This is a genomic window from Streptomyces sp. NPDC006923, from assembly GCF_040635655.1.
GTDB lineage: Bacteria > Actinomycetota > Actinomycetes > Streptomycetales > Streptomycetaceae > Streptomyces.
The window spans coordinates 19,453-39,533 of sequence record NZ_JBEYIF010000021.1; the positions used below are offsets into that span (position 1 = coordinate 19,453).

General features: G+C 70.4%; 15 protein-coding genes. 7 read left to right on the top strand and 8 right to left on the bottom strand.

Going from position 1 to position 20,081, the window contains the following annotated elements; all coding sequences use genetic code 11:
* Window positions 1–103 precede the first annotated feature (103 nt).
* Genes ABZ707_RS29675 through ABZ707_RS29685 form a run of 3 tightly spaced genes read left to right on the top strand, consistent with a single transcriptional unit; the run spans window position 104 to window position 3,082 of the window.
* On the top strand, window positions 104–1,129 hold the full coding sequence (locus ABZ707_RS29675; RefSeq protein WP_360180766.1) for an iron chelate uptake ABC transporter family permease subunit: 1,026 nt from the start codon (window positions 104–106) through the stop codon (window positions 1,127–1,129).
* A 2-nt stretch (window positions 1,130–1,131) separates the two neighbouring features.
* On the top strand, window positions 1,132–2,226 hold the full coding sequence (locus tag ABZ707_RS29680; protein ID WP_360180768.1) for an iron chelate uptake ABC transporter family permease subunit: 1,095 nt from the start codon (window positions 1,132–1,134) through the stop codon (window positions 2,224–2,226).
* Between the two features lie 4 nt (window positions 2,227–2,230).
* Window positions 2,231–3,082, top strand: coding sequence for an ABC transporter ATP-binding protein (locus ABZ707_RS29685; protein WP_360180770.1), 852 nt, complete (start codon window positions 2,231–2,233; stop codon window positions 3,080–3,082).
* Between the two features lie 127 nt (window positions 3,083–3,209).
* Here ABZ707_RS29685 and ABZ707_RS29690 read toward each other — a convergent pair whose 3' ends face one another.
* Window positions 3,210–4,157, bottom strand: a complete 948-nt coding sequence (locus ABZ707_RS29690) for a methionyl-tRNA formyltransferase (RefSeq protein ID WP_360180772.1) — start codon at window positions 4,155–4,157, stop codon at window positions 3,210–3,212.
* 76 nt (window positions 4,158–4,233) lie between these two features.
* On the opposite strand from ABZ707_RS29690, the gene ABZ707_RS29695 reads away from it, so the two are divergent.
* Window positions 4,234–5,577: a SidA/IucD/PvdA family monooxygenase gene (locus ABZ707_RS29695; RefSeq protein WP_360180775.1), complete on the top strand. Its 1,344-nt coding sequence runs from the start codon at window positions 4,234–4,236 to the stop codon at window positions 5,575–5,577.
* A gap of 122 nt (window positions 5,578–5,699) precedes the next feature.
* Here the strand turns inward: ABZ707_RS29695 and ABZ707_RS29700 are convergent, their stop codons facing one another.
* Window positions 5,700–8,036: a M4 family metallopeptidase gene (locus tag ABZ707_RS29700; protein ID WP_360180777.1), complete on the bottom strand. Its 2,337-nt coding sequence runs from the start codon at window positions 8,034–8,036 to the stop codon at window positions 5,700–5,702.
* A gap of 459 nt (window positions 8,037–8,495) precedes the next feature.
* Here ABZ707_RS29700 and ABZ707_RS29705 point away from each other — a divergent pair, with 459 nt between their 5' ends.
* Together ABZ707_RS29705 and ABZ707_RS29710 are read left to right on the top strand one after the other, a co-directional pair.
* Window positions 8,496–10,097, top strand: coding sequence for an alkaline phosphatase D family protein (locus ABZ707_RS29705; RefSeq protein WP_360180779.1), 1,602 nt, complete (start codon window positions 8,496–8,498; stop codon window positions 10,095–10,097).
* A 10-nt stretch (window positions 10,098–10,107) separates the two neighbouring features.
* The gene (locus tag ABZ707_RS29710) at window positions 10,108–11,016 is read left to right on the top strand and encodes a discoidin domain-containing protein (RefSeq protein WP_360180781.1); all 909 of its coding nucleotides are present in this window, start codon (window positions 10,108–10,110) and stop codon (window positions 11,014–11,016) included.
* Window positions 11,017–11,090: 74 nt separating this feature from the next.
* On the opposite strand, the gene trxA is transcribed toward ABZ707_RS29710, so the two are convergent.
* Genes trxA through dnaK form a run of 6 tightly spaced genes read right to left on the bottom strand, consistent with a single transcriptional unit; the run spans window position 11,091 to window position 17,999 of the window.
* Window positions 11,091–11,555: a thioredoxin gene (gene trxA, locus ABZ707_RS29715; protein WP_360180783.1), complete on the bottom strand. Its 465-nt coding sequence runs from the start codon at window positions 11,553–11,555 to the stop codon at window positions 11,091–11,093.
* Window positions 11,552–14,179: an ATP-dependent chaperone ClpB gene (clpB, locus tag ABZ707_RS29720; protein WP_360180785.1), complete on the bottom strand. Its 2,628-nt coding sequence runs from the start codon at window positions 14,177–14,179 to the stop codon at window positions 11,552–11,554. The genes trxA and clpB overlap by 4 nt, the downstream gene beginning before the upstream one ends.
* On the bottom strand, window positions 14,170–14,556 hold the full coding sequence (locus ABZ707_RS29725; RefSeq protein WP_360180787.1) for a chaperone modulator CbpM: 387 nt from the start codon (window positions 14,554–14,556) through the stop codon (window positions 14,170–14,172). Before ABZ707_RS29725 ends, clpB begins: the two co-directional genes overlap by 10 nt.
* Window positions 14,557–14,590: 34 nt before the next feature.
* Window positions 14,591–15,547: a J domain-containing protein gene (locus tag ABZ707_RS29730; protein WP_360180789.1), complete on the bottom strand. Its 957-nt coding sequence runs from the start codon at window positions 15,545–15,547 to the stop codon at window positions 14,591–14,593.
* A 7-nt stretch (window positions 15,548–15,554) separates the two neighbouring features.
* On the bottom strand, window positions 15,555–16,085 hold the full coding sequence (locus ABZ707_RS29735; protein ID WP_360180791.1) for a nucleotide exchange factor GrpE: 531 nt from the start codon (window positions 16,083–16,085) through the stop codon (window positions 15,555–15,557).
* A 9-nt stretch (window positions 16,086–16,094) separates the two neighbouring features.
* Window positions 16,095–17,999 carry a molecular chaperone DnaK gene (dnaK, locus tag ABZ707_RS29740; RefSeq protein ID WP_360180793.1) on the bottom strand — a complete coding sequence of 635 codons (1,905 nt, stop codon included), beginning with the start codon at window positions 17,997–17,999 and terminating at the stop codon, window positions 16,095–16,097.
* Window positions 18,000–18,337: 338 nt separating this feature from the next.
* Here dnaK and ABZ707_RS29745 point away from each other — a divergent pair, with 338 nt between their 5' ends.
* Entirely contained in the window at window positions 18,338–19,912 is a 1,575-nt protein-coding gene (locus ABZ707_RS29745; RefSeq protein ID WP_360180795.1) for a helix-turn-helix domain-containing protein, read from the top strand.
* Window positions 19,913–20,081 lie beyond the last annotated feature (169 nt).

Sequence of the window (20,081 nt, forward strand, 5' to 3'; positions counted from 1 at the left end):
GGTTACCTAATCCAATAGGGGCCACCTGTTCGAGATCACGCATCGGCCCTGGACTACATTTAAGGTCTGCCTCACCTAAGGATGTTGACGTGGAGAAAGCTCGGTGACCCGGGCGAGAGCTCCCCGCGCGGTGCTTCTCGTGGTACTGCCCGGCGCCGTTCTTCTCGCTCTGTGCCTGCTGTCGATCGCGCTGGGCGCCGTGCGCATACCGCTCGGCCAGGTCGTCGAAACGCTGTTCGGCCACGCGCCGAACACCAGGATCGAGAATGTGATCTGGTCCGTGCGCATACCCAGGACCGCGCTCGGTCTGGCGGCGGGCGCGGCCCTCGGGCTCTCGGGCTCGCTCATGCAGGCACTGACCCGCAACCCCCTGGCCGACCCCGGCATGCTGGGGGTCAGCGCCGGCGCGGCCTTCGCCATCGCACTGTCCGTGGGGGTCTTCGGACTCGGTTCGCTCTACGGTTACATCTGGTTCGCCTTCGCCGGCGCCCTGGGCGCCAGCGTCCTGGCCTATGTGCTCGGCGGGCTCGGCCGGTCCGGTGTCACCCCGGTCAAGCTCGCGCTGGCCGGAGTCGCCATCACCTCAATGCTGACCTCGCTGACCAGCGGTATCGCTCTGACCGACCCGGAAGCGCTCAACCGCTACCGCTTCTGGGGCGCCGGATCGCTCTCCGGCCAGAGCACGGACGCCCTTCTCCAGGTGCTGCCCTTCCTCGCTGTCGGCGCCGTACTGGCGCTGGCCACCACACCCGCGCTCAACAGCCTCGCGCTCGGTGACGACGTGGCGTCCTCGCTGGGACTGCGGCTCGGGCTGATACGTGTCCAGGGCGTCGCGGCCGTGACCCTTCTCACCGGTGGCGCGGTGGCCGTGATCGGCCCCGTGGTCTTCGTCGGGCTGGTGGTTCCGCACATCGCGCGGATCCTCACCCAGGCCGCCGGTATCGGCCCCGACCACCGGTGGCTGCTGCCCCTGTCCGCCGTGCTCGCTCCGGCCCTGCTGCTCATCGCCGATATCGCCGGGCGCGTCATCGCACCGCCGGTCGAGATCCAGGCGGGCGTTCTTGTCGCCTTTGTCGGCGGCCCGTTCTTCATCGCGATGGTCCGCCGCCGCCGACTCGCGGAGTTGTGAAAATGACCAGTCAGACCAGTCCGACCGGTCAGCGGGGTCTGCTCGCCGCCCCTACGTCCGGGCGCCTCACCTTCCGGTTCGGCACGCCGCCCGTCTCCGGTGTGCTCAGGCCCCGGCTGCTCGCCGTCTGCCTCACCCTGGCCGTCGCGACCCTCCTCGTGTTCTGCGTGGGGATCTCCGTCGGGGACATCCCTCTGAGCATCACCGATGTGGTGCGCGCGCTGGCCGGCACCGGCGACCCCGGCACCCAGCTCATCGTCCGGGAACTGCGGCTGCCCCGGGCGCTGGCCGGGCTGCTCGTCGGGATCGCCTTCGGCATCTCGGGCGCGCTCTTCCAGACCATGACGCTCAATCCGCTGGCCAGCCCGGACATGATCGGCATCACTCAGGGCGCGGGCGCGGCGGTCGTCGCCGGCATGGTCCTCGGCTGGGACGCCGGCCCGAGCACACAGGTGCTCGGCCTGTCCGGGGCGCTGCTCGCCGCGCTGCTCGTGTATGTGCTGGCGTGGAAACGCGGCACCACCGGCTACCGGATCGTGCTGGTCGGCATCGGCATCTCCTGGATCTGCACCAGCGCCACCGACTATCTGATGGCGCACGGCGCCCAGTTCGAGGCGCAGGCGGCGCTCGGCTGGCTCACCGGCAACCTCAACGGCCGCGGCTGGGGCCAGGTCGGCCCGCTGGCCACGGCGATGGCCGTACTCGTGCCCGCCGCACTCCTGCTCGGCCGCTGGATCCGCACCCTGCAACTCGGCGACGATGTCGCCACGAGCCTGGGCACCCCGGTGCAGCCGGTCCGGCTGGCCACGCTGCTCACCGGTGTCGGTCTGGTGGCCTTCGGCACCGCCGCGGCGGGGCCCGTCGCCTTCGTGGCGCTCGCCGCGCCTCAGATCGCCAAGCGGCTGGCCAGTACGGCCTGGCCGCCGCCGGTGGCTTCCGGGCTGACCGGGGCGCTCGCCGTGCTGTCCGCCGATCTGATCGCCCGGAAGCTGATCCCGGGCACGGAGCTTCCGGTGGGTGTCGTCACCGGAGTCCTCGGCGCTCCCGTCCTGCTCTGGCTGCTCGTCCGTGCCAACCGCGTCGGCTCAGGAGGCTGAACACATGTCATCGAACTCCGTGGACCCCGGCTACCCCGACCTGCGGGCCGAGGGCGTGCGGCTGGCGTACGACAACCGCGTCGTCGTCGAGGACCTCGACGTCGCCATCCCCCCGGGACGGATCACCGCGATCGTCGGTGCCAACGCGTGCGGCAAGTCCACGCTGCTGCGGGCGCTCGCGCGGCTGCTGACTCCGCGCGCCGGTTCCGTACAGCTCGACGGGCGCTCACTCCAGTCCGTACCGACCAGGGAACTGGCCCAGCGGCTCGGCATCCTGCCGCAGGCGCCGGTCGCGCCGGAGGGCCTGACCGTCATCGACCTGGTCGGCCGGGGCCGTTCACCGCATCAGACGTGGTGGCGGCAGTGGTCCAGGGGCGACGAGGAGGCCGTGGCGGACGCGCTGCGCGCCACCTCGATGACGGAGCTGGCCCACCGTCCGGTGGACGAACTCTCCGGCGGCCAGCGCCAGCGCGCCTGGATCGCCATGGCCGTGGCCCAGGGGACCCCGGTCCTGCTGCTCGACGAGCCGACGACCTACCTCGACATGGCCCACCAGATCGATGTACTCGATCTGATCACGGACCTCAACCGGCACGAGAAGCGCACCGTCGTCATGGTCCTGCACGACCTCAACCAGGCGTGCCGTTACGCCGATCACGTCATCGCGATGAAGGCCGGCGCGATCGTCGCGCAGGGGCCGCCCGGCGAGGTGATCACGGCCCCGACGGTGGAAGAGGTCTTCGGGCTGCGCTGCCAGGTCGCCACCGACCCGGTCAGCGGCACGCCGATGATCATCCCGGTCAGCCGTCATCATCCCGCCGGCGATCCGGTCGCGGTCACGGGGACGGCGACCTGACCGGGGTCCTCCGCCGCACCGGCCCGGCCGGGAGGGCGCGTCCGTGACGCCGCGCTCCCGGCCGGGCGAGTGGTCGGCGCGAGCGCGGCCGGCTACCCAGCCGTACCCGTCCGGCGGCGCACCGCCCTCACGGACGGCCGGTCAGATAGCCGCCCATGGTACGGAAGTAGTCCGTGGCGGCGTGCTCGACACCGTCCTCCGTGCGCAGCCGCTTGATCACCAGCCCCCGGCACCGGCCGGTGCGCGCCTCGGCGCCCGCGACGATGACCACACCGTCGTCCTCCCGGATGAAGATGCGTCCGGGAGTGCCGCCGTAACGCGCCCGGGAGACGGCGGCGGAGACGATCCGTATGCGCTCTCCCCGGTGATGGGTGAAGGCGTTGGGATACGGGTCGCACTGGGCGCGTACCAGCCGCTCCAGGTCCTCGGCGGGCCAGGTCCAGTCGATCCTGCTGTCCTCGACGGACCGCTTGTGGAAGAAGCTCGCCCGGGAGCGGTCCTGCTTGGTCCACTCGGCCGTGCCCGACTCGATCTTCTCCAGGGCCTCCCGCACGATCGGGCCGATGAGATCGACCGTCTTGTGGAAGAGGTCGGTGGCGGTGTCGGCCGGTCCGACCGGCACGGAGCGCTGGAGCACGATGTCACCCATGTCGAGGTCGCCGTCCATGCGGTGGGCGGTGACGCCGACCTCCGGCTCGCCGTTGATCAGCGCCCAGATGAGCGGTGAGAAGCCGGCGTAGGAGGGCAGCAGCGCGTCGTGCACATTGAGCGTGCCGTGCGGCGGGAAGTCGAAGATCTCCGGCGGCAGCCAGGTCCGCCAGTTGTTCGCCACGATGATGTCGGGTGCCGCCTCCCGCAGCGCCTGGAGCAGTTCCTCGTCGCCGGGGCGGTTGCGCAGCAGCACGGGGACGCCGTGCTTCTCGGCCAGTTCGGCCACCGAGTCGTCCCAGATCTTCTCGTAGACGTGATCACTCTTGGGGTGCGTCACCACCAAGACCACTTCGTGCTCGGAGTCCAGCAAAGCCTGCAGCGTGCGATGGCCCCAGGTCTGGTAGCCGAACATGACGACCCGCATGGTGAATCCTCCTCAGACATTGCAAGGTAAGCCTTACCTTATCTAATATGTGGCTGCCGAGGGAGGCGATGACGCGGTGAACACACTGCACAGTGAGCCGGACACCATTTACGACGTCTTGGGGATCGGCTTCGGGCCGTCAAACCTGGCGCTCGCGATAGCGATTCAGGAGCGGAACGAACAAGTACCCCCCGACGAACGGATCCACGCCGGATTCCTTGAGAAGCAACCGCGTTTCGGCTGGCACCGGGGCATGCTCATCGACGACGCCACCATGCAGGTGTCGTTCCTCAAGGACCTTGTCACGATGCGGGATCCCACGAGCGATTTCAGCTTCCTGTGCTACCTGCGGGAGCAGGGCAGGCTGGTGGACTTCCTCAACCAGAAGACGCTGTTCCCGCTGCGTATCGAGTTCCACGACTATTTCGAGTGGGCCGCGGCCCGGGTGGACACGCTCGTGGAGTACTCCGCGGAGGTCGTCTCGGTGGAACCGGTGACGGTGGAGGGCGAGGTGCGGTGGTTCGAGGTGGTCAGCCGGGACCCGGCGGACGCCGAGCGGCTGATCGTACGCCGCGCGCACAATGTCTGTGTGGCCACCGGCATGGAGCCCCATCTGCCGCCCGGAACGGTGCTGTCCGACCGGGTCTGGCACAACAGCGAGCTGATGCCCCGCGTGGCGGAGCTGGCCGGCCGGAACGCCCCGGTGCGCCGGGCCGTGGTGCTCGGCGCCGGACAGAGCGCCGCGGAGGCGGTCGACTATCTGCACCGCAGCTTCCCGGACGCCGAGATCTGCTCGGTCTTCTCCAAGTACGGCTACACACCCGCCGACGACAGCCCCTTCGCCAACCGGATCTTCGATCCCGAGGCCGTGGACATCTACTACAACGCGCCGCGCGGCGTGAAGCAGTCGCTCTTCGACTACCACCGCTCCACCAACTACTCCGTGGTGGACATGGAGCTGATCGAGGCCCTCTCCAGGACCATGTACCAAGAGAAGGTCCAGGGACAGCAGCGGCTGCGCATGCTGAACGTCTCCCGGATCCGCGAGGTCGAACCGCGCGAGGACGGGCTGGACATCACGGTGGAGTACCTGCCGACCGGCGAACGGGAGGTACTCGGCGCCGATCTGCTGGTCCACGCGACGGGCTACCGTCCGCAGGACATCGGGGAGCGCCTCGGCGGAGTGGGCAAGCTGTGCCTGCGCGACGAGGAGGACGCGATACTCGTCGGACGCGACCACCGGGTCGTCACGGCCCCGCATGTGGTGGCCGGCGTCTACCTGCAAGGGGGCACCGAGCACACCCACGGCATCACCTCGACACTGCTGTCCAACACCGCTGTGCGGGCCGGCGAGATCCATGAGTCGCTTGTCGCGACACGTGCGGCGAACGCCCCGGTGGCGGCGCCGAGCGCGGTGTGAGAGCGAGGCCGCCCCCGCCCGGGGGCGGCCCAGGGCATCCCCCGGTCCTGACCGCGAACGGCGCCGCCGCGCCCGGAGACCGGACGCGGCGGCTGTTGGCCGGTGTAATGGACGGACAGGGATCAGAAGGTGAGTTTCCAGCTGTCGATGTAGCCGGTGTCCAGGCTGTAGAGGTCCTGCACGCGGAGCGTCCAGGTGCCGTCGGCCGGGACGGCGGAGGCGTCGACGGTGTAGGTCTCGTGCACATCGTCGGCGCTGTCGCTGTTGGAGCTCTTCAGCCGCCGGACGGTGCCGTCGGATCCGACCAGGTCGATCTGGAGGTCACCGCGCCAGGTGTGCACGATGTCGACCGTGACCTGGAGGTCGCTCGGGGCGTTGCCCTCCCGCCCGGTGACGACGAGCGGGGACTCGGCGGGAGCGCCGCCGCCGTCAGGGATCCGTACGTCGAAGGGGTTGACGAAGAAGTCGCCTCCGGACGGGATCACGTTCCAGTCGAAGGCCGCCGTGGTCGCGTCCCCCTGGGTCGTCTTCACGGTGACGGTCGCCGTGAAGTCACCGGCCGCGGTCGGGCTACCAGAGATCCGACCGGTGGTGGCGTCGATCGACACGCCGCTGGGCAGGCCGGTGGCGGAGTAGGTCAGGCCGCCGGGACGGCTGGTCGCCGCGGTGACCGTCAGGGCGGCCGGCTGGCCTACGGCACCCTCCTGGTCGGACAGCGCGCTCAGTGCGATGTGGTTGACGAAGCGGTCGCCGACGTTGACGGCGGCCCAGGTGTTGCCGACGGTCTCGTACGCCTCGCTGGACTTGCCGAACAGGTCGGCCGCCGCCTGGAGGGTGGCGGTGCGGGCGTCCGCGTAGGTGGTGTTGGTCGTCATGTAGAGGGTCAGCGCCCGGTACCAGACGTTGAAGGCGTTGTGCAGACCGAGTCCGGGAACCGGCTTGTCGTCATAGGTGGGGCTGTCGTAGGCCACACCGTTGATGGTCTTCTGTCCGCTGCCCTGGGAGAGCAGGTAGAAGAAGTGGTTCGCCACACCTGAGGAGAAGTGCGGGTCGAGTCCCTCGGTCTCCGTCGACCAGTAGTCCTGGGAGATGCCGTCCTTGGAGGGCTCGTCCATGTAGCGCAGCGGGGTGCCGTCGCCATTGATGTCGATCAGCTCGCCGACCTCGTAGTCGGGGACGTCGTTCGGGTTGTTGGCGAAGAACTCCACGGCGGCGGCCATGATGTCGCTGGTGGCCTCGTTCAGCCCGCCGGACTCGCCGTTGTAGTAGTAGAGGTCCGCGGTGGAGAAGGTGACCCCATGGGTCATCTCATGGGCGGCGACATCGAGAGCGGTCAGCGGGTTGGCGTCGTTCGCGCCGTCGCCGTAGGTCATGCAGAAGCACTCGTCGTCCCAGAAGGCGTTGACATATCCGCGGCCGTAGTGGACGCGGGAGTACGCGCCCACACCGTCGTTGGCTATGCCGTTGCGGCCGAACTGGTCGTGGTAGAAGTCCCAGGTCTTCTGCGCGCCGTAGGCGGCGTCCACGGCCGCCGTCTGGCGGTTGGCGTGCGTGCCGTCGCCCCAGACGTCATCGGCGTCGGTGAGGAGCGTTCCGGTGCCGGAGCCGCCTCCGTTGAGGTCGTACGTCTTGTGGCCGCCGCGCTGGGGGTCGGTGAGCTCGTAGACGTCACCGTTGCGGACGGAGCCGAGCTGGACCTCGCCGCTGAACTGGCCCTTGCCGATGCCCGCGTGGGTACGGTCGAACTCCTGGAGCTTCTTGCCGTTCCTGGCGTCGGTGATCACATGCAGTTCGCTGGGGGTGCCGTCCTCGCGCACACCCTCGACGACGGACTCCCAGGCCAGCGTGGACGAGTCGTCGTCCGCCCAGACGACCAACTGCGGCGCGCCCTCGGGGGTGGCCTTGTCGGTCCCCTCCTCGGCCGCGACGGACAGAGCCGACTTCTTCGCGGCGGCGGCCGTGACGGTGGCCTTGGTCGTCGGTACGGAGATCGCCGCGTCCGCGGCCCTGGTGACGGTACGGTCGCCGGCGCGGTCGTGGACCACCAGGTCGCCGCCCAGGACGGGAAGTCCGGCGAAGGTCCGCGTGTACCGGGTGTGCACGGTGCCGTCGGCGTCCTTGACGACGTCCTTGGGGACCAGCTTCTCCTTGTCGCCCAGCTTCAGGAAGCGGGCGGTGGCGGTCCCGGCGTCGGCCGCGGACCTGAGCATCTTCTGCCGCTGCGCGGAGGAGAGCTGGAGGGCCTCGGCGCCGGGTCTGAGTGCGGCCACCACCGGCCGGAGCGTCCGATCCTGGTCGGCCGGGCGGGCGACGGCGGCCGTGGCGGGGAGGACCGAGACGAAGAGCGCGGCCACCGTGGCGGCGGTCGCCACCACACGTCCGTGGCGGCCGCCGGTGCGCCGGGAGGGATGGGGATCGTGAGGTGAAGTGGCCCTGTTGGTACGGGAAATACTCGTCACGCGTGTACTCCTTCTGTCCGGTCGTGGGTGACGGCCGGCTGGAACGGGGGTGCCGGAGACTGGACATGCCCTCCGGCAAGGAGATGTGCGATACGACGCCCGCGCGGTGTGTAGATCGTTTCAGCGGACGATCTCTTTGTCAGCTAAGTGCGAAGCGTTGTCCGAAACTCGGTCGCCGGTTCGAAGCCGACCGGTGCTCCGCACCGGGATCACATGGGCCTTTACACAGCGGCAACACAGAGACTTTTCAGTCACATTGACCGCTTCCCTCACTCGATTTCGCACGCGCGGCCACGGCGCCGGTCCTTCTTCCGGTCTCCTGGAGTGCCCGCAGCGGGCGCGGTTGACGGGTCGGGGCCACGTGGTGGTCCGGACCCGTCCATACGGCGGCCATCCAGCGGCCCGTTAATGATTCACGGCTGTGCACCGCATCCGAGGCCCCTGGAAGGAGCCCTGTACGTGATCGACAACGAGGACCACAGACCGGCGGCGCGCCTGGCCCGGCGGCGTTTTCTGACGGTGACCGGCGCCGCGACGGCGCTGGCGTTCGCGACCGGCCTGCCGGGTGGCGCGAGCGCCGGCGCCGCCGTCGCCGGCCTCCCCGACGACCCGTTCACACTCGGTGTCGCCTCGGGTGATCCGCTGCCGCACGCGGTGGTGATCTGGACCAGGCTGGCCCCGCGTCCGTACGAGCCCCTGGGCGGTATGCCGTACCAGCCGGTGCCGGTGGAGTGGCAGGTCGCCGCCGACGAGCGGTTCCGGCACGTGGTGCGCTCCGGAAAGACCGTCGCGCGGCCTGAGTACAGCTACAGCGTGCACGTCGACGTGCGCGGGCTGGAACCGGGCCGGCACTACTGGTACCGCTTCAGGGCGGACAAGCACCTCAGCCTGGCCGGCCGCACCAGGACGGCTCCCGCGCCGGGCCGCCGGGTCGACCGGCTCACCTTCGCGGTCGCCTCCTGCCAGTCGTGGCCGGACGGCTACTACACCGCGCACTCCCATCTCGCCGACGAGAATGTCGACGCGGTGGTGTTCCTCGGCGACTACATCTACGAGTACGGCATCTCGACCTCCGGCGGCCTGCGCGATCTGGCGGACCCGGTGCCCAGTCAGTTCCGTACCGAGGCCGACACACTCGACCGCTACCGGCTGCAGTACGCCCTCTACAAGTCGGATCCCGATCTGCGGGCCGCGCACCAGAACGCCCCGTGGATTCCGGTCTGGGACGACCACGAGGTCCAGGACAACTACGCGAACCTCATATCCAGGACCAACGCCCCGGTCGAGGACTTCCTCGTCCGGCGGGCGAGCGCCTACCGGGCGTACTGGGAGCACATGCCACTGCGCTCGCCGGCGCCGCAGGGCCCCGACTACATGCTGTACCGCCGCTTCACCTTCGGCCGTCTCGCCGAACTGAACGTGCTGGACACCCGTCAGTACCGCTCCGACCAGGCGTCGGGCGACGGCTGGAAGACCGACTCCGAGGCCCGTCGCGACCCCGCGCGCGCCTTCGCGGGGGCCCAGCAGCAGCAGTGGCTGCTGAACGGCATACGGCGCTCCCCCGCGACCTGGAACCTGCTCGCCAACCAGGTGGTGATGAGCCGGATGGACCAGGATCCGACCGACGGGTCGCTCTACAACATGGATGCCTGGGACGGCTACGCGGCCGAGCAGAAGCAGACGCTGGACGGACTGGCCGCGCTGCGCGGGCGCAACCCCGTGGTGCTCACCGGCGATGTGCACGCCGCGTACGCCATGGACATGAAGCGGGACTTCACCGACCCGGCCTCCGAGACCTTCGGGGTGGAACTGGTCACGACGTCGATCAGCAGCGGCGGGAACGGTACCGATGTCTCCGCCGTCGGGCAGAAATTCTACGACGCGAATCCGCATCTCAAGCTCGTCAATGAACGGCGCGGCTATCTGGTGGTCAGCCTGACCCAGCGCGAACTGCGGGCGGACTACCGGGCGGTGCCCTATGTCGACAGGACCGGAGCGCCCGTCTCCACCATCAAGTCGTTCACCGTCGAGGCCGGCGAACCCGGCCTGAACCCGGTATGAGGAGAAGGTCATGCTGAGCACTCTGAAGATCATGCTGAGCACTCTCCGGAGCCGGGGGGCGGATCCGGCCCGCCGCCGCTCCCTCGCCGTCACCGTCGCGGCCGTCGTCCTGGTGGTACTCGGCGGCGCCGTACCGGCGATCGCCGCCAGGCCCGCCGCGTCCCCCCTGACTCTCGCCACCGATGTCGGTCAGGTCACGGTGAACCCGGTGCCCTGCGCGAACCAGGGCTTCCAACTGCTCTTCGGCAACGCGGGCCGCAAGGACGTCTACGCCGACGCCTTCATCGAGGCACCGGAGCCGCTGCGGCTGTCCCGGTCCCTGGTCTCCAGCTATCTGCCCGCCGGTTACACGCTCAAGGTGGCGATCGCGGTGAGCGCGCCGCGTGACACCCCGCCCGGCCGCTACACGATCACCCTCACCGCCGGCGACCAGCGGCTGTCACTGCCGGTCGATGTCGAGCCGGCGCCGGTGGACGACAGCGGCGACCTGGCCCGGTACGTGGAGGTCTCGGCCTCCTCGGAGAACCTGCCCAACTACCCGGCCTGCGGGGCCGTCGACGGTGACCGTGACTCCACCCACTGGGGAACGACCACCGGCTGGAACGACTCGACGAAGGGCAGCTTCCCTGACTGGCTGCGGGTGACGTTCGACAAGCCGGAGACGGTCGGCCGGGTGGACCTCTACACACTGGACTCCGCCAAGTACCCGGCGGACCGTTATGGCCTGCGGGACTGGGACGTACAGGCCCTGGTCGGTGACGGCTGGAAGACCGTGGCGCAGGTGCGGGGCAATCTCGCGGGCCAGGTCAGTTCGGTCTTCGCACCGCTGACCGCGAGCGCGGTCCGGGTGGTCACACAGTCCAGCAATGAGGGCGTCACCTACTCCCGGGTCGTGGAACTGGAGGTCTACGCCTCCTGAGGCGGCTCCCCCGGCGGCGTACGGTGCGGCTCCGAAGGGCCCGCGACATACGCTCGCCGGGGGTGTCTCGACTTCTAGCCGGCGTGGGCCGCCGGATCGTCCGCCCGCGCGCTGTCCTCCAGGGCCCTTTCCAGCCACTGGCGCAGGGCGGGCGCGGGCGCGGCTCCGGCCTGGCGCGCGACGGTGGAACCGTGGTGCAGGACCACCAGCGTGGGCACGGCCTGGATCTGGAAGCGCCGGGCCAGCGCCGGTGATCTGTCGATGTCGACCTTGACCAGCTTGATCCGGCCGGCCAGTTCGGTGGCGACCTGTTCGAGCGCGGGGCTGACCATCCGGCAGGGACCGCACCAGGTGGCCCAGAAGTCGACCAGGACGGGGAGCTTGGCCTCTTCCGCTACGGCGGCGAAGTCGTCGTCGCCGGCCTCGGCGATCCAGGGCAGCGGGGCCCGGCAGTTACCGCAGTTGGGCCGGCCGTGCGCGGCCGCGGGCACGCGGTTGGCCTTGCCGCAGTTGGTGCAGCGGACCGTGGTGGTGTTCACAGCGGCTCCTCCGGTTCGTCCTGGAAGGTGACGATCAGCTCGCCGTCCCTGGCGTCCACCAGAATAGTGACGCCCTCGGTGACCTCACCGCCGAGCAGCGCGCGGCCGATCTTCGTCTCGACCTCGTGCGAGATGAAGCGGCGCAGTGGCCTGGCTCCGTAGACCGGATCGTAGCCCTCGGCGGCGATCAGGTGGCGGGCCTCCTCGGTGAGGACGAGGGAGACGCGCTGCTCGGCGAGGCGGCGGCGCAGCTCGTCGAGGAGAAGATCCACGATGCGTTCGATCTGTGCGATGCCGAGCGGGTGGAAGAGCACGACGTCGTCGACACGGTTGAGGAACTCGGGCCGGAAATGGCTGTTGAGTTCGCCCATCACCAGGTCGCGCACCTCGGGTTTGATCTCGCCTGCGGCGGTGGCGTCCTGGAGCAGATACGGGGAGCCGAGGTTGGAGGTCATGATGATGACGGTGTTGCGGAAGTCGACGGTGCGTCCCTGGGAGTCGGTGATCCGGCCGTCGTCCAGGACCTGGAGCAGTGTGTTGAAGACATCGGCGTGGGCCTTCTCGATCTCGTCGAAGAGGACGACGGAGTAGGGCTTGCGGCGCACGGCCTCGGTGAGCTGGCCGCCCTCCTCGTAGCCGATGTATCCGGGAGGCGCTCCCACCAGACGGCTGACGGTGTGCCTCTCCTGGTACTCGCTCATGTCGAGGCGGATCATGCTGCTCTCGCTGTCGAAGAGCGCGGCGGCGAGGGTCTTGGCGAGTTCCGTCTTTCCGACGCCGGTCGGGCCGAGGAAGATGAAAGAGCCGATCGGCCGGCGCGGGTCGCGCACCCCTGAGCGGGCCCGGATCACCGCGTCGGCGACAAGCTGGACGGCCTCGTCCTGTCCGACGACCCGCTCGCGCAGGATCTCGTCCAGGCGCAGCAGTTTCTGCCGCTCGCCCTCCTGGAGGCGGGAGACGGGGACGCCGGTCCAGGCGGAGACGATCTCCGCGATCTCGTCGGCCGTGACGACCTCGCGCAGCAGCCTGGTCTCGCCCTGTTTGCCGGCGAGTTGCTCCTCCTCGGCGGCGAGGCGGCGTTCGAGTTCGCTGATGGTGCCGTAGCGGAGCTGGGCCGCACGGTTGAGGTCGTAGGCGCGTTCGGCCTGCTCCGCCTCCTGCCGGGCGCGTTCCAGTTCCTGGCGCAGTTCCTGGACGCGGCGGATGGCCTGGCGTTCGGCCTCCCACTGGGCGTGCTTGGCGTCCACCTCTGAGCGCAGGTCGGCGAGTTCGCGGCGCAGGTCCTCCAGACGGGCCCGGCTGGCGGGGTCCGTCTCCTCGCTGAGGGCCGCGTCCTCGATCTCCAGCCGGGTGGCCCTGCGGGTGAGTTCGTCGAGCTCGGCGGGCATGGAGTCGATCTCGGTACGCAGCCGTGCGCACGCCTCGTCCACCAGGTCGATGGCCTTGTCGGGGAGGAAGCGGTCGCTGATGTAGCGATGGCTGAGGGTGGCGGCGGCGACCAGCGCGCTGTCCTGGATCTTGACACCGTGGAAAACCTCCAGGCGCTCGCGTATGCCCCGCAGGATGGAGATGGCGTCCTCGACGCTCGGCTCCTCCACCAGGACGGTCTGGAAGCGGCGTTCGAGTGCGGCATCGGACTCGATGCGCTTGCGGTACTCCGCCAGCGTGGTGGCACCGATCATGTGCAGCTCGCCCCGGGCCAGCATCGGCTTGAGCATGTTGCCGGCGTCCATGGCGCCCTCGGCGGCACCGGCGCCGACGACGGTGTGCAGCTCGTCCACGAAGAGCAGGATCCGGCCCTCGGCTCCCTTGACGTCGGCCAGCACGGCCTTGAGCCGTTCCTCGAACTCCCCGCGATACTTCGCACCGGCGACCAGGGAGCCCAGGTCGAGGGAGAAGACGGTCTTGTCCCGCAGCCCTTCCGGGACATCACCGCGCACGATCCGCTGGGCGAGACCTTCGACGATGGCGGTCTTGCCGACACCGGGCTCGCCGATCAGCACGGGGTTGTTCTTGGTCTTCCGGCTGAGGATCTGGATCACCCGGCGGATCTCGGCGTCCCTGCCGATCACCGGGTCGAGGCGGCCGGTCCTGGCCTCCACCACCAGGTCGCGGCCGTACTTCTCCAGCGCCTCGTAGGCGGCCTCCGGATTGGCGGAGGTGACCCGCTGGTTGCCGCGCACCTGGGTGAGCGCGGTCAGAAAGGCGTCCTTGGTGACGCCCTGCTCCGCCAGCCGGCGGCCGGCCGCGGTGGCCGGACCCTCGTCGATCAGCGCGAGCACGAGGTGTTCGGTCGAGACATATTCGTCCTTGAGCCGCTTGGCCTCCTGTTCGGCGGTGTCGAGCAGCCGGGCGAGGCGCTGGGTGACCATCACCTGGCCGGGCGCGGCACCGGGGCCCGTGGTGCGCGGGCGCTTGGCGAGGTCCGCCTCGACGGAAGCGCGCAACGCCGCCGGGTCGGCGCCCGCCTGGCCTAGCAGCCGGTCCGTCAGACCGTCCGGCTGGTCGAGCAGGGCCAGCAGCAGATGTTCGCCGTCGACCTCGTTCTGGCCCAGCCGTACCGCCACGCTCTGCGCTTCCTGGAGAGCTTCCTGGGATTTCTGGGTGAGGCGGTTCATGTCCATGAGGTTCGCTCCTTGGCGGCCCGTTCACTCTGGCGCAGGGCCTTCTCCAGCCGGTCGATACGGTCCAGCAGATCGAGGACGAGGCCGATGGCGGCGTAGTTGAGGGGCAGTCCTGTGCGCAGCCGCTGCACCCGGGCGATGGCCGCCGGGGCGGCGGTACGGAACCACAGCCGCCCGGCGTCGTCCCGCCGGGCGTCCACCAGCCCGAGCGCGACAAAGCGGCGGACCAGTTCCGGCTGCAGGCCGCTGCTGCGGGCGACACTGTCCAGGGTCAGCGGGTAGGGATCGGCCCGGTAGACCAGTGCGAGCGGATAGCGGGCGCGCGGGTTTCGCTGTCCGACGCCGTCGGCGGGAGGACGCTGATGGGGCGTTCTCATGTCCTGCCTCCTCGGATCGAAAACCGATGGACTCTCATGTCTGCTTCCTCGGGTCGAAGGCCGAGACGGCGGCCAGCTCCTCGAACAGCTCTCGTTCGCGCGGGCCGGGCGAAGGAGGCACCATCACCTTGATCTCGGCGTAGAGGTCGCCGGGAGAACCCTTGGGATGGGGCATTCCCTCACCGCGCAGCCGCAGCCGGCGGCCGGTCGAGCTGCCCGGCGGCACCTGGACCGTGGCGGTCCCACCGGGACCGGTGACCGGGACGGCCGCGCCGAGCACGGCCTCCCACGGAGCGACGGGGAGATCGACGTGGATGTCGCGGCCCGAGAGGCGGTACCGGTCGTGCGGCGCGATCCGGACGACCAGATAGAGGTCGCCCGCGGCGCCCCGGCCGCGCCCCCGGCCGCCCTGCCCGGCGAGCCTGATCCGCTGACCGTCGATCACGCCGGCCGGGATGTTCACGTCGTAGCCGCGTTCTCCGCCCGGCCCGCCGAGGGTGATCTTCCGCCGGCCGCCCCGGTACGCCTCCTCCACGGTGAGTGTGATCTCGGCCTGCTGGTCGGCGCCGGGAACCGGGCCGCCACCCCGGCCCGCCCGGCCGCCGAAGAGGTCACCGAAGAGATCCTCGAAGTCGACGCCGGAGGTGTCGAAACCGCCTTCCGTCCAGCCCCCGGGCCCTTCTCCGGCGGCGCGCCCCCGGAAGGGCCCTCCGCCGTACGCGCCGCCGCCGAAGCCCTGGGCGGCGACGCGTTCGTCGTAGTCCTCGGGGATCTGCCGGAAGTCGGCGCCGAAGCGGTCGTAGCGCTTCCGGGTCTCCGGGTCGGAGAGCACGCTGTATGCCTCGTTGATCTCCTTGAAGCGGTCCTCGGCGGCCGGGTCGCGGTTCACGTCCGGATGGTGGCGGCGGGCGAGGGTCCGGAACGCCTGCTGGATCTCGGCCGCGTCGGCGGTGCGTGGGACGCCGAGCACCTCGTAGTAGTCGCGGGCCATGGCGGACTCATTCCTGCTTGCGGCTGACCGTCACGGCGGCCGGCCGGAGCTGGCGGCCGGGGTCGCCGTAGCCGGGGCGCACCACCTCGACAACGGTGCCCGGGGCGGTGTCCGGATCGTCGACGACGGAGATCACGTCGTGCAGCGCGGGGTCGAACGGGACGCCGGTCTCCTCGTGACGCGGATAGCCGAGGTTTCTCAGCACCTCGACGGCCTGGTCGCGGACCGCGCGCACGCCCTGGACGATCGCCCCGGGGTCGGCGCCCGCGTGGGCGAGCGCCAGTTCGAGGTTGTCGAGGACGGGCAGCCAGGCGGCCGCGGCTCTGGCCCGTTCGGCCTCCAGTTCACGGGGCCGGTCGCGGGCATGACGCTTGCGGAGGTTGTCCAGGTCGGCGAGGGCTCGCCGCCACCGGTCTTCCAGCTCCTCGGTCTCCGCCGCCGCGGGCTGCTCGGCCGCCGGGCGGCCGGGCGTTTCCTCTCCCGGTGGCTCCGCCGGCGGCGCCTCTCCCGGCGCGGGGGCCTGGTCGTGTTCCGACATGACGCCACCTCAGCCCCGGTCGAATTCGGCGTCGATGACATCGTCGTCGGGGCCCTGGGTCCCGCCCTGGGCGGCGCCGCCGGACGCCGGCCCCTGGGGATCGCCGGGCTGCGCCGATTCGGTGGAGTGGGCGGCCAGCGAGGCGAAGACCTGCTGGAGTTCCGAGGTCAGAGCGCGGGCGCGGTCCACCGGCGCGTCGTCCTTGACGGCGGTGCGCGCCTCCTCGATCAGAAGCTGGGCGCGGGCGCGCTCGTGCTCGGGCGCGGCGTCGCCGAGTTCCTCAAGCCGGCGTTCGACCTGGTAGGCGACCGCGTCCAGTTCATTGCGGGCGTCGACGGCCTCGCGCAGCGCCTGGTCGGAACTGCGATTGCGCTCGGCCTCGGCTATCATCCGCTCCACCTCGGCCGGGTCGAGGTTGGAGCCTTCGCTGATGGTGATCGACTGTTCGGCACCGGTGTCCTTGTCCTTGGCGCCGACCTTGAGAATGCCATTGGCGTCGATGTCGAAGGTGACCTCGATCTGGGTCTCGCCGCGCCGCGCGGGCCGGATGTTCTCCAGCCGGAAGCGGCCCAGTACCCGGTTGTCGGCGGCCAGTTCGCGTTCGCCCTGGAGCACCACGATGTCCACGGCGCTCTGGTTGTCCTCGGCGGTGGAGAAGACCTCGGAGCGGCGGGCCGGAATGGTGGTGTTCCGTTCGATGATCTTGGTCATCACGCCCCCCGCGGTCTCCACGCCCAGCGACAGCGGGGTGACGTCGAGCAGCAGGACGTCCTTGACCTCGCCCTTGAGCACACCGGCCTGGACGGCGGCGCCCAGCGCCACCACCTCGTCCGGGTTGACGCTCATATTGGGGTCCTTGCCGCCGGTCAGGCGCCGTACCAGTGCCTGCACCGCGGGGATACGGGTCGAGCCGCCGACGAGAATGACCTCGTCGATGTCGTTGTCGGTGACCTTCGCGTCGTCCATCGCCTGCCTGACCGGTTCCAGGCAGCGCTCCACGAGATCGGCTGTGATCTGCTCGAAGGTGGAGCGGCGGACCGTCTCGGTGAGGTGCTTGGGCCCCGAGGCGTCCGCGGTGACAAACGGCAGACTCACCTGGGTCTGGGTCACGGAGCTGAGCTCGGTCTTGGCCTTCTCCGCCGCCTCGAACAGTCGCTGCAGTGCCTGCGGGTCCTTGCGGAGGTCGATGCCCTCGGTCTTCTGGAAGCCGTCCGCCAGGTGGTCCACCAGCCGGCGGTCGAAGTCGTCGCCACCCAGATGGGAGTCGCCGGCCGTGGAGCGCACCTCCACCACACCGTCGCCGACGTCCAGGATGCTGACGTCGAACGTACCGCCGCCCAGGTCGAAGACCAGGACGGACTCGTGGCCCTTCTTGTCCAGCCCGTAGGCCAGGGCCGCCGCCGTCGGCTCGTTGATGATCCGCAGGACCTCCAGGCCGGCGATCTTCCCGGCGTCCTTGGTCGCCTGCCGCTGCGCGTCGTTGAAGTAGGCGGGCACGGTGATGACAGCCTCGGTCACCCGCTCCCCCAGCGATTTCCCGGCGTCCTCGGCGAGCTTGCGCAGCACCAGCGCGCTGATCTCCTCGGGCGCGTACTGCTTGCCGTGCACCTCGAAGCGGGCCACCCCGCCCGGCCCCTCGACCACGTCGAAGGAGACCGCCTTGGCCTCTTCGGAGACTTCGTCGTAGCGGCGGCCGATGAAGCGCTTGGCCGAGGTGATGGTGCCCTTCGGGTTGAGGATCGACTGTCTCCGGGCAAGCTGCCCGACCAGGCGCTCACCGTTCTCCGAGAACGCGACCACCGAGGGTGTGGTCCTGGCCCCCTCCGCGTTGGGAATCACGGCGGGCTCTCCGCCCTCCCAGACCGCGATCACCGAGTTGGTGGTGCCGAGGTCGATACCGACTGCCTTCGCCATGACAAGCTCCTCCGTCGCGACACGGACCGGACGGCGCGGCCTCGGCGGTGTCCGCCCGGACTCGCACCCACACTCGCTCTCCAGCGTCGTCCGCCGGCTCCCGCGGAACCTCGCCCTGACAAGACCAACCGGCAATGGCCTCCCGGTCCCGGAGGACGGTCGCCCACCGGGCGGGCCGGGCCCTGCCGCGTAAAATGGGAGGCGGAGCTGCGGTAACGAGCGCCGGAGGGACCCTTATGGATGTTGCTCCCTTCACCGCCCTCCTGCCTTTTCCACCGGTTCCACCGGCCCCGCGGCCGGATGTCACTCCGTCCACTCTTCTCCGGCTCACGACGGCGATGTTCGACGGAGCCGATGCGTACGAGGTGGTGCGGGCCGCGGCGGCCGCGATCGCGACGATCGGACCGTTCACCACCGAAGCCGCCCAGGTGGCACAAGAGGACCTGCCGCAGCGCGGCCTCCTGCGGGACGCGCCGCCCTTGGCCGCGGGCCGTCCGGAGCGGCAGGTCTCTGCCCCGGACGGTCACGACGCCTCCTGGACACGCGCCCTCGCCCTGCGCCACGGGGACCACTGCCTCGGTCATCTCGTCATCAGAGCCGACACCGCGCCCACGGCGGAGGAGGCGGCACTGGCCGACCTGATCGCCCGGCAGGCCGGTATCGCCCTGGCGCATCTCGCCCGCCACCGGGCCGGACGCCGCGGCACCGAGCACCCAGGCCCGGAGACCGGCGAGGTCCCGGACGGCTTCAGCGGCGCCGACGCGGCCGTACTGGAGCGCCGGAGAGCCTTCAGCCAGGCGCTTTCCCGCGTCGCGGCGTCCGGCAGCGGTGAGGAGGGGATCCTCCGGATGCTGCACGGCCATACGGGGCTCCCGGCGCTGACCGAGGACCTCTTCGGCAATCCGCGGGCCCGGGCGGGCCCCGTCCTTCCCGGGCCGCCGGCCCGGTGCCGCGACGAGGCGCTGTGGAGCACCCGTCGTCAGCCGGGCGTCCTGCGTGACGGGGAACGGCTGGTCGCGCCCATCGAGATGGCAGGCGAACTGCTCGGTCTGGTCGCCCTGGCCGACCCGGACCGACGGGCGACCGAGGCCGACGCCTCCGCCCTCGAAGAGGCCGGCCTGGTCCTGGCACCGGAACTCTCCCACGAGCGTGTGCTGATCGCGCTGGAGCCACAACTGCGTCATGACCTTGTCGAGAAGCTGATCTCGGGCCGGGTGACCGAGGACGTGTTCGCCCGCGCGGCGGCCTTCGGCCACGATCTGCGCCGGCCGAACCGTGTCGTCCTGCTCCAGTGGCCCGGCGCCGACGACCAGGCGACGGTGGGCGAGGCGGTCGGCCGGGCCGCCGAGCGTCTGCGGCTGGATGTACTCGTCGGCAGCGAGCGGGAGCGGACGGTCGTCCTGGTGGCGGGGCTGGAGTCGGGCGACGTACTGTACCGGGCGGTCTCCGAACACCTCGGCACGCCGGACGGGTCCGTCGGAGTGGGGGGCCGCTGCGACGGCCCGGGGGAACTGCCGCACTCCTACGAAGAGGCCCTCCGCGCCCTGACGGTACGGCGCGGGTCCCACGACCCGCACGGCAGCACCGACTTCGAGGAGCTGGGCCTGTACCGCATGATGGGCACCGGCAACGGCGAGCGGGAAGCGGATCGCTTTGTCCGGGAGTGGCTGGGCGCGCTGCTGGAGTACGACGCGCGCCACCACACCCATCTGGTCACCACGCTCTCGCGGTATCTGGAGAGCGGCGGCAGTTATGACGCGGCCTCGGGCCTCCTCCGCATCCACCGCAGCACCCTGCGCTACCGGCTCCAGCGGATCCGCGAGATCACCGGGCACGACCTGGGTGTGGTGGAAACGCGGCTCAATCTGCATGTGGCCACCCGGATCCACCATGTCCTCGCGGAGCCCCCGTGACATGGCCGGGGGCCCGGAGACGTAACCACCGGCGCAGAACGCCCCCACCGTCCGCCACCGCGCCGGACGCGTCGCGGGGCGGCGCACCGGCGCGCGCTCACCAACGAACGGCCCGGGCCGTGCTCCGCTCGCGCCGTCCGTGACGCCGTGCGCCCTGTCCTGCGGTAGC

What these genes read in the sequence shown, in the direction of transcription:
- ABZ707_RS29680 (WP_360180768.1), top strand. Translation starts at nt 1,132, where the DNA reads ATGACCAGTCAGACCAGTCCGACCGGTCAGCGGGGTCTGCTCGCCGCC.
- ABZ707_RS29685 (WP_360180770.1), top strand. Translation starts at nt 2,231, where the DNA reads ATGTCATCGAACTCCGTGGACCCCGGCTACCCCGACCTGCGGGCCGAG.
- ABZ707_RS29690 (WP_360180772.1), bottom strand. Translation starts at nt 4,157, where the DNA reads ATGCGGGTCGTCATGTTCGGCTACCAGACCTGGGGCCATCGCACGCTG.
- ABZ707_RS29710 (WP_360180781.1), top strand. Translation starts at nt 10,108, where the DNA reads ATGCTGAGCACTCTGAAGATCATGCTGAGCACTCTCCGGAGCCGGGGG.
- clpB (WP_360180785.1), bottom strand. Translation starts at nt 14,179, where the DNA reads ATGGACATGAACCGCCTCACCCAGAAATCCCAGGAAGCTCTCCAGGAA.
- ABZ707_RS29725 (WP_360180787.1), bottom strand. Translation starts at nt 14,556, where the DNA reads ATGAGAACGCCCCATCAGCGTCCTCCCGCCGACGGCGTCGGACAGCGA.
- ABZ707_RS29730 (WP_360180789.1), bottom strand. Translation starts at nt 15,547, where the DNA reads ATGGCCCGCGACTACTACGAGGTGCTCGGCGTCCCACGCACCGCCGAC.
- ABZ707_RS29735 (WP_360180791.1), bottom strand. Translation starts at nt 16,085, where the DNA reads ATGTCGGAACACGACCAGGCCCCCGCGCCGGGAGAGGCGCCGCCGGCG.
- dnaK (WP_360180793.1), bottom strand. Translation starts at nt 17,999, where the DNA reads ATGGCGAAGGCAGTCGGTATCGACCTCGGCACCACCAACTCGGTGATC.
- ABZ707_RS29745 (WP_360180795.1), top strand. Translation starts at nt 18,338, where the DNA reads ATGTTCGACGGAGCCGATGCGTACGAGGTGGTGCGGGCCGCGGCGGCC.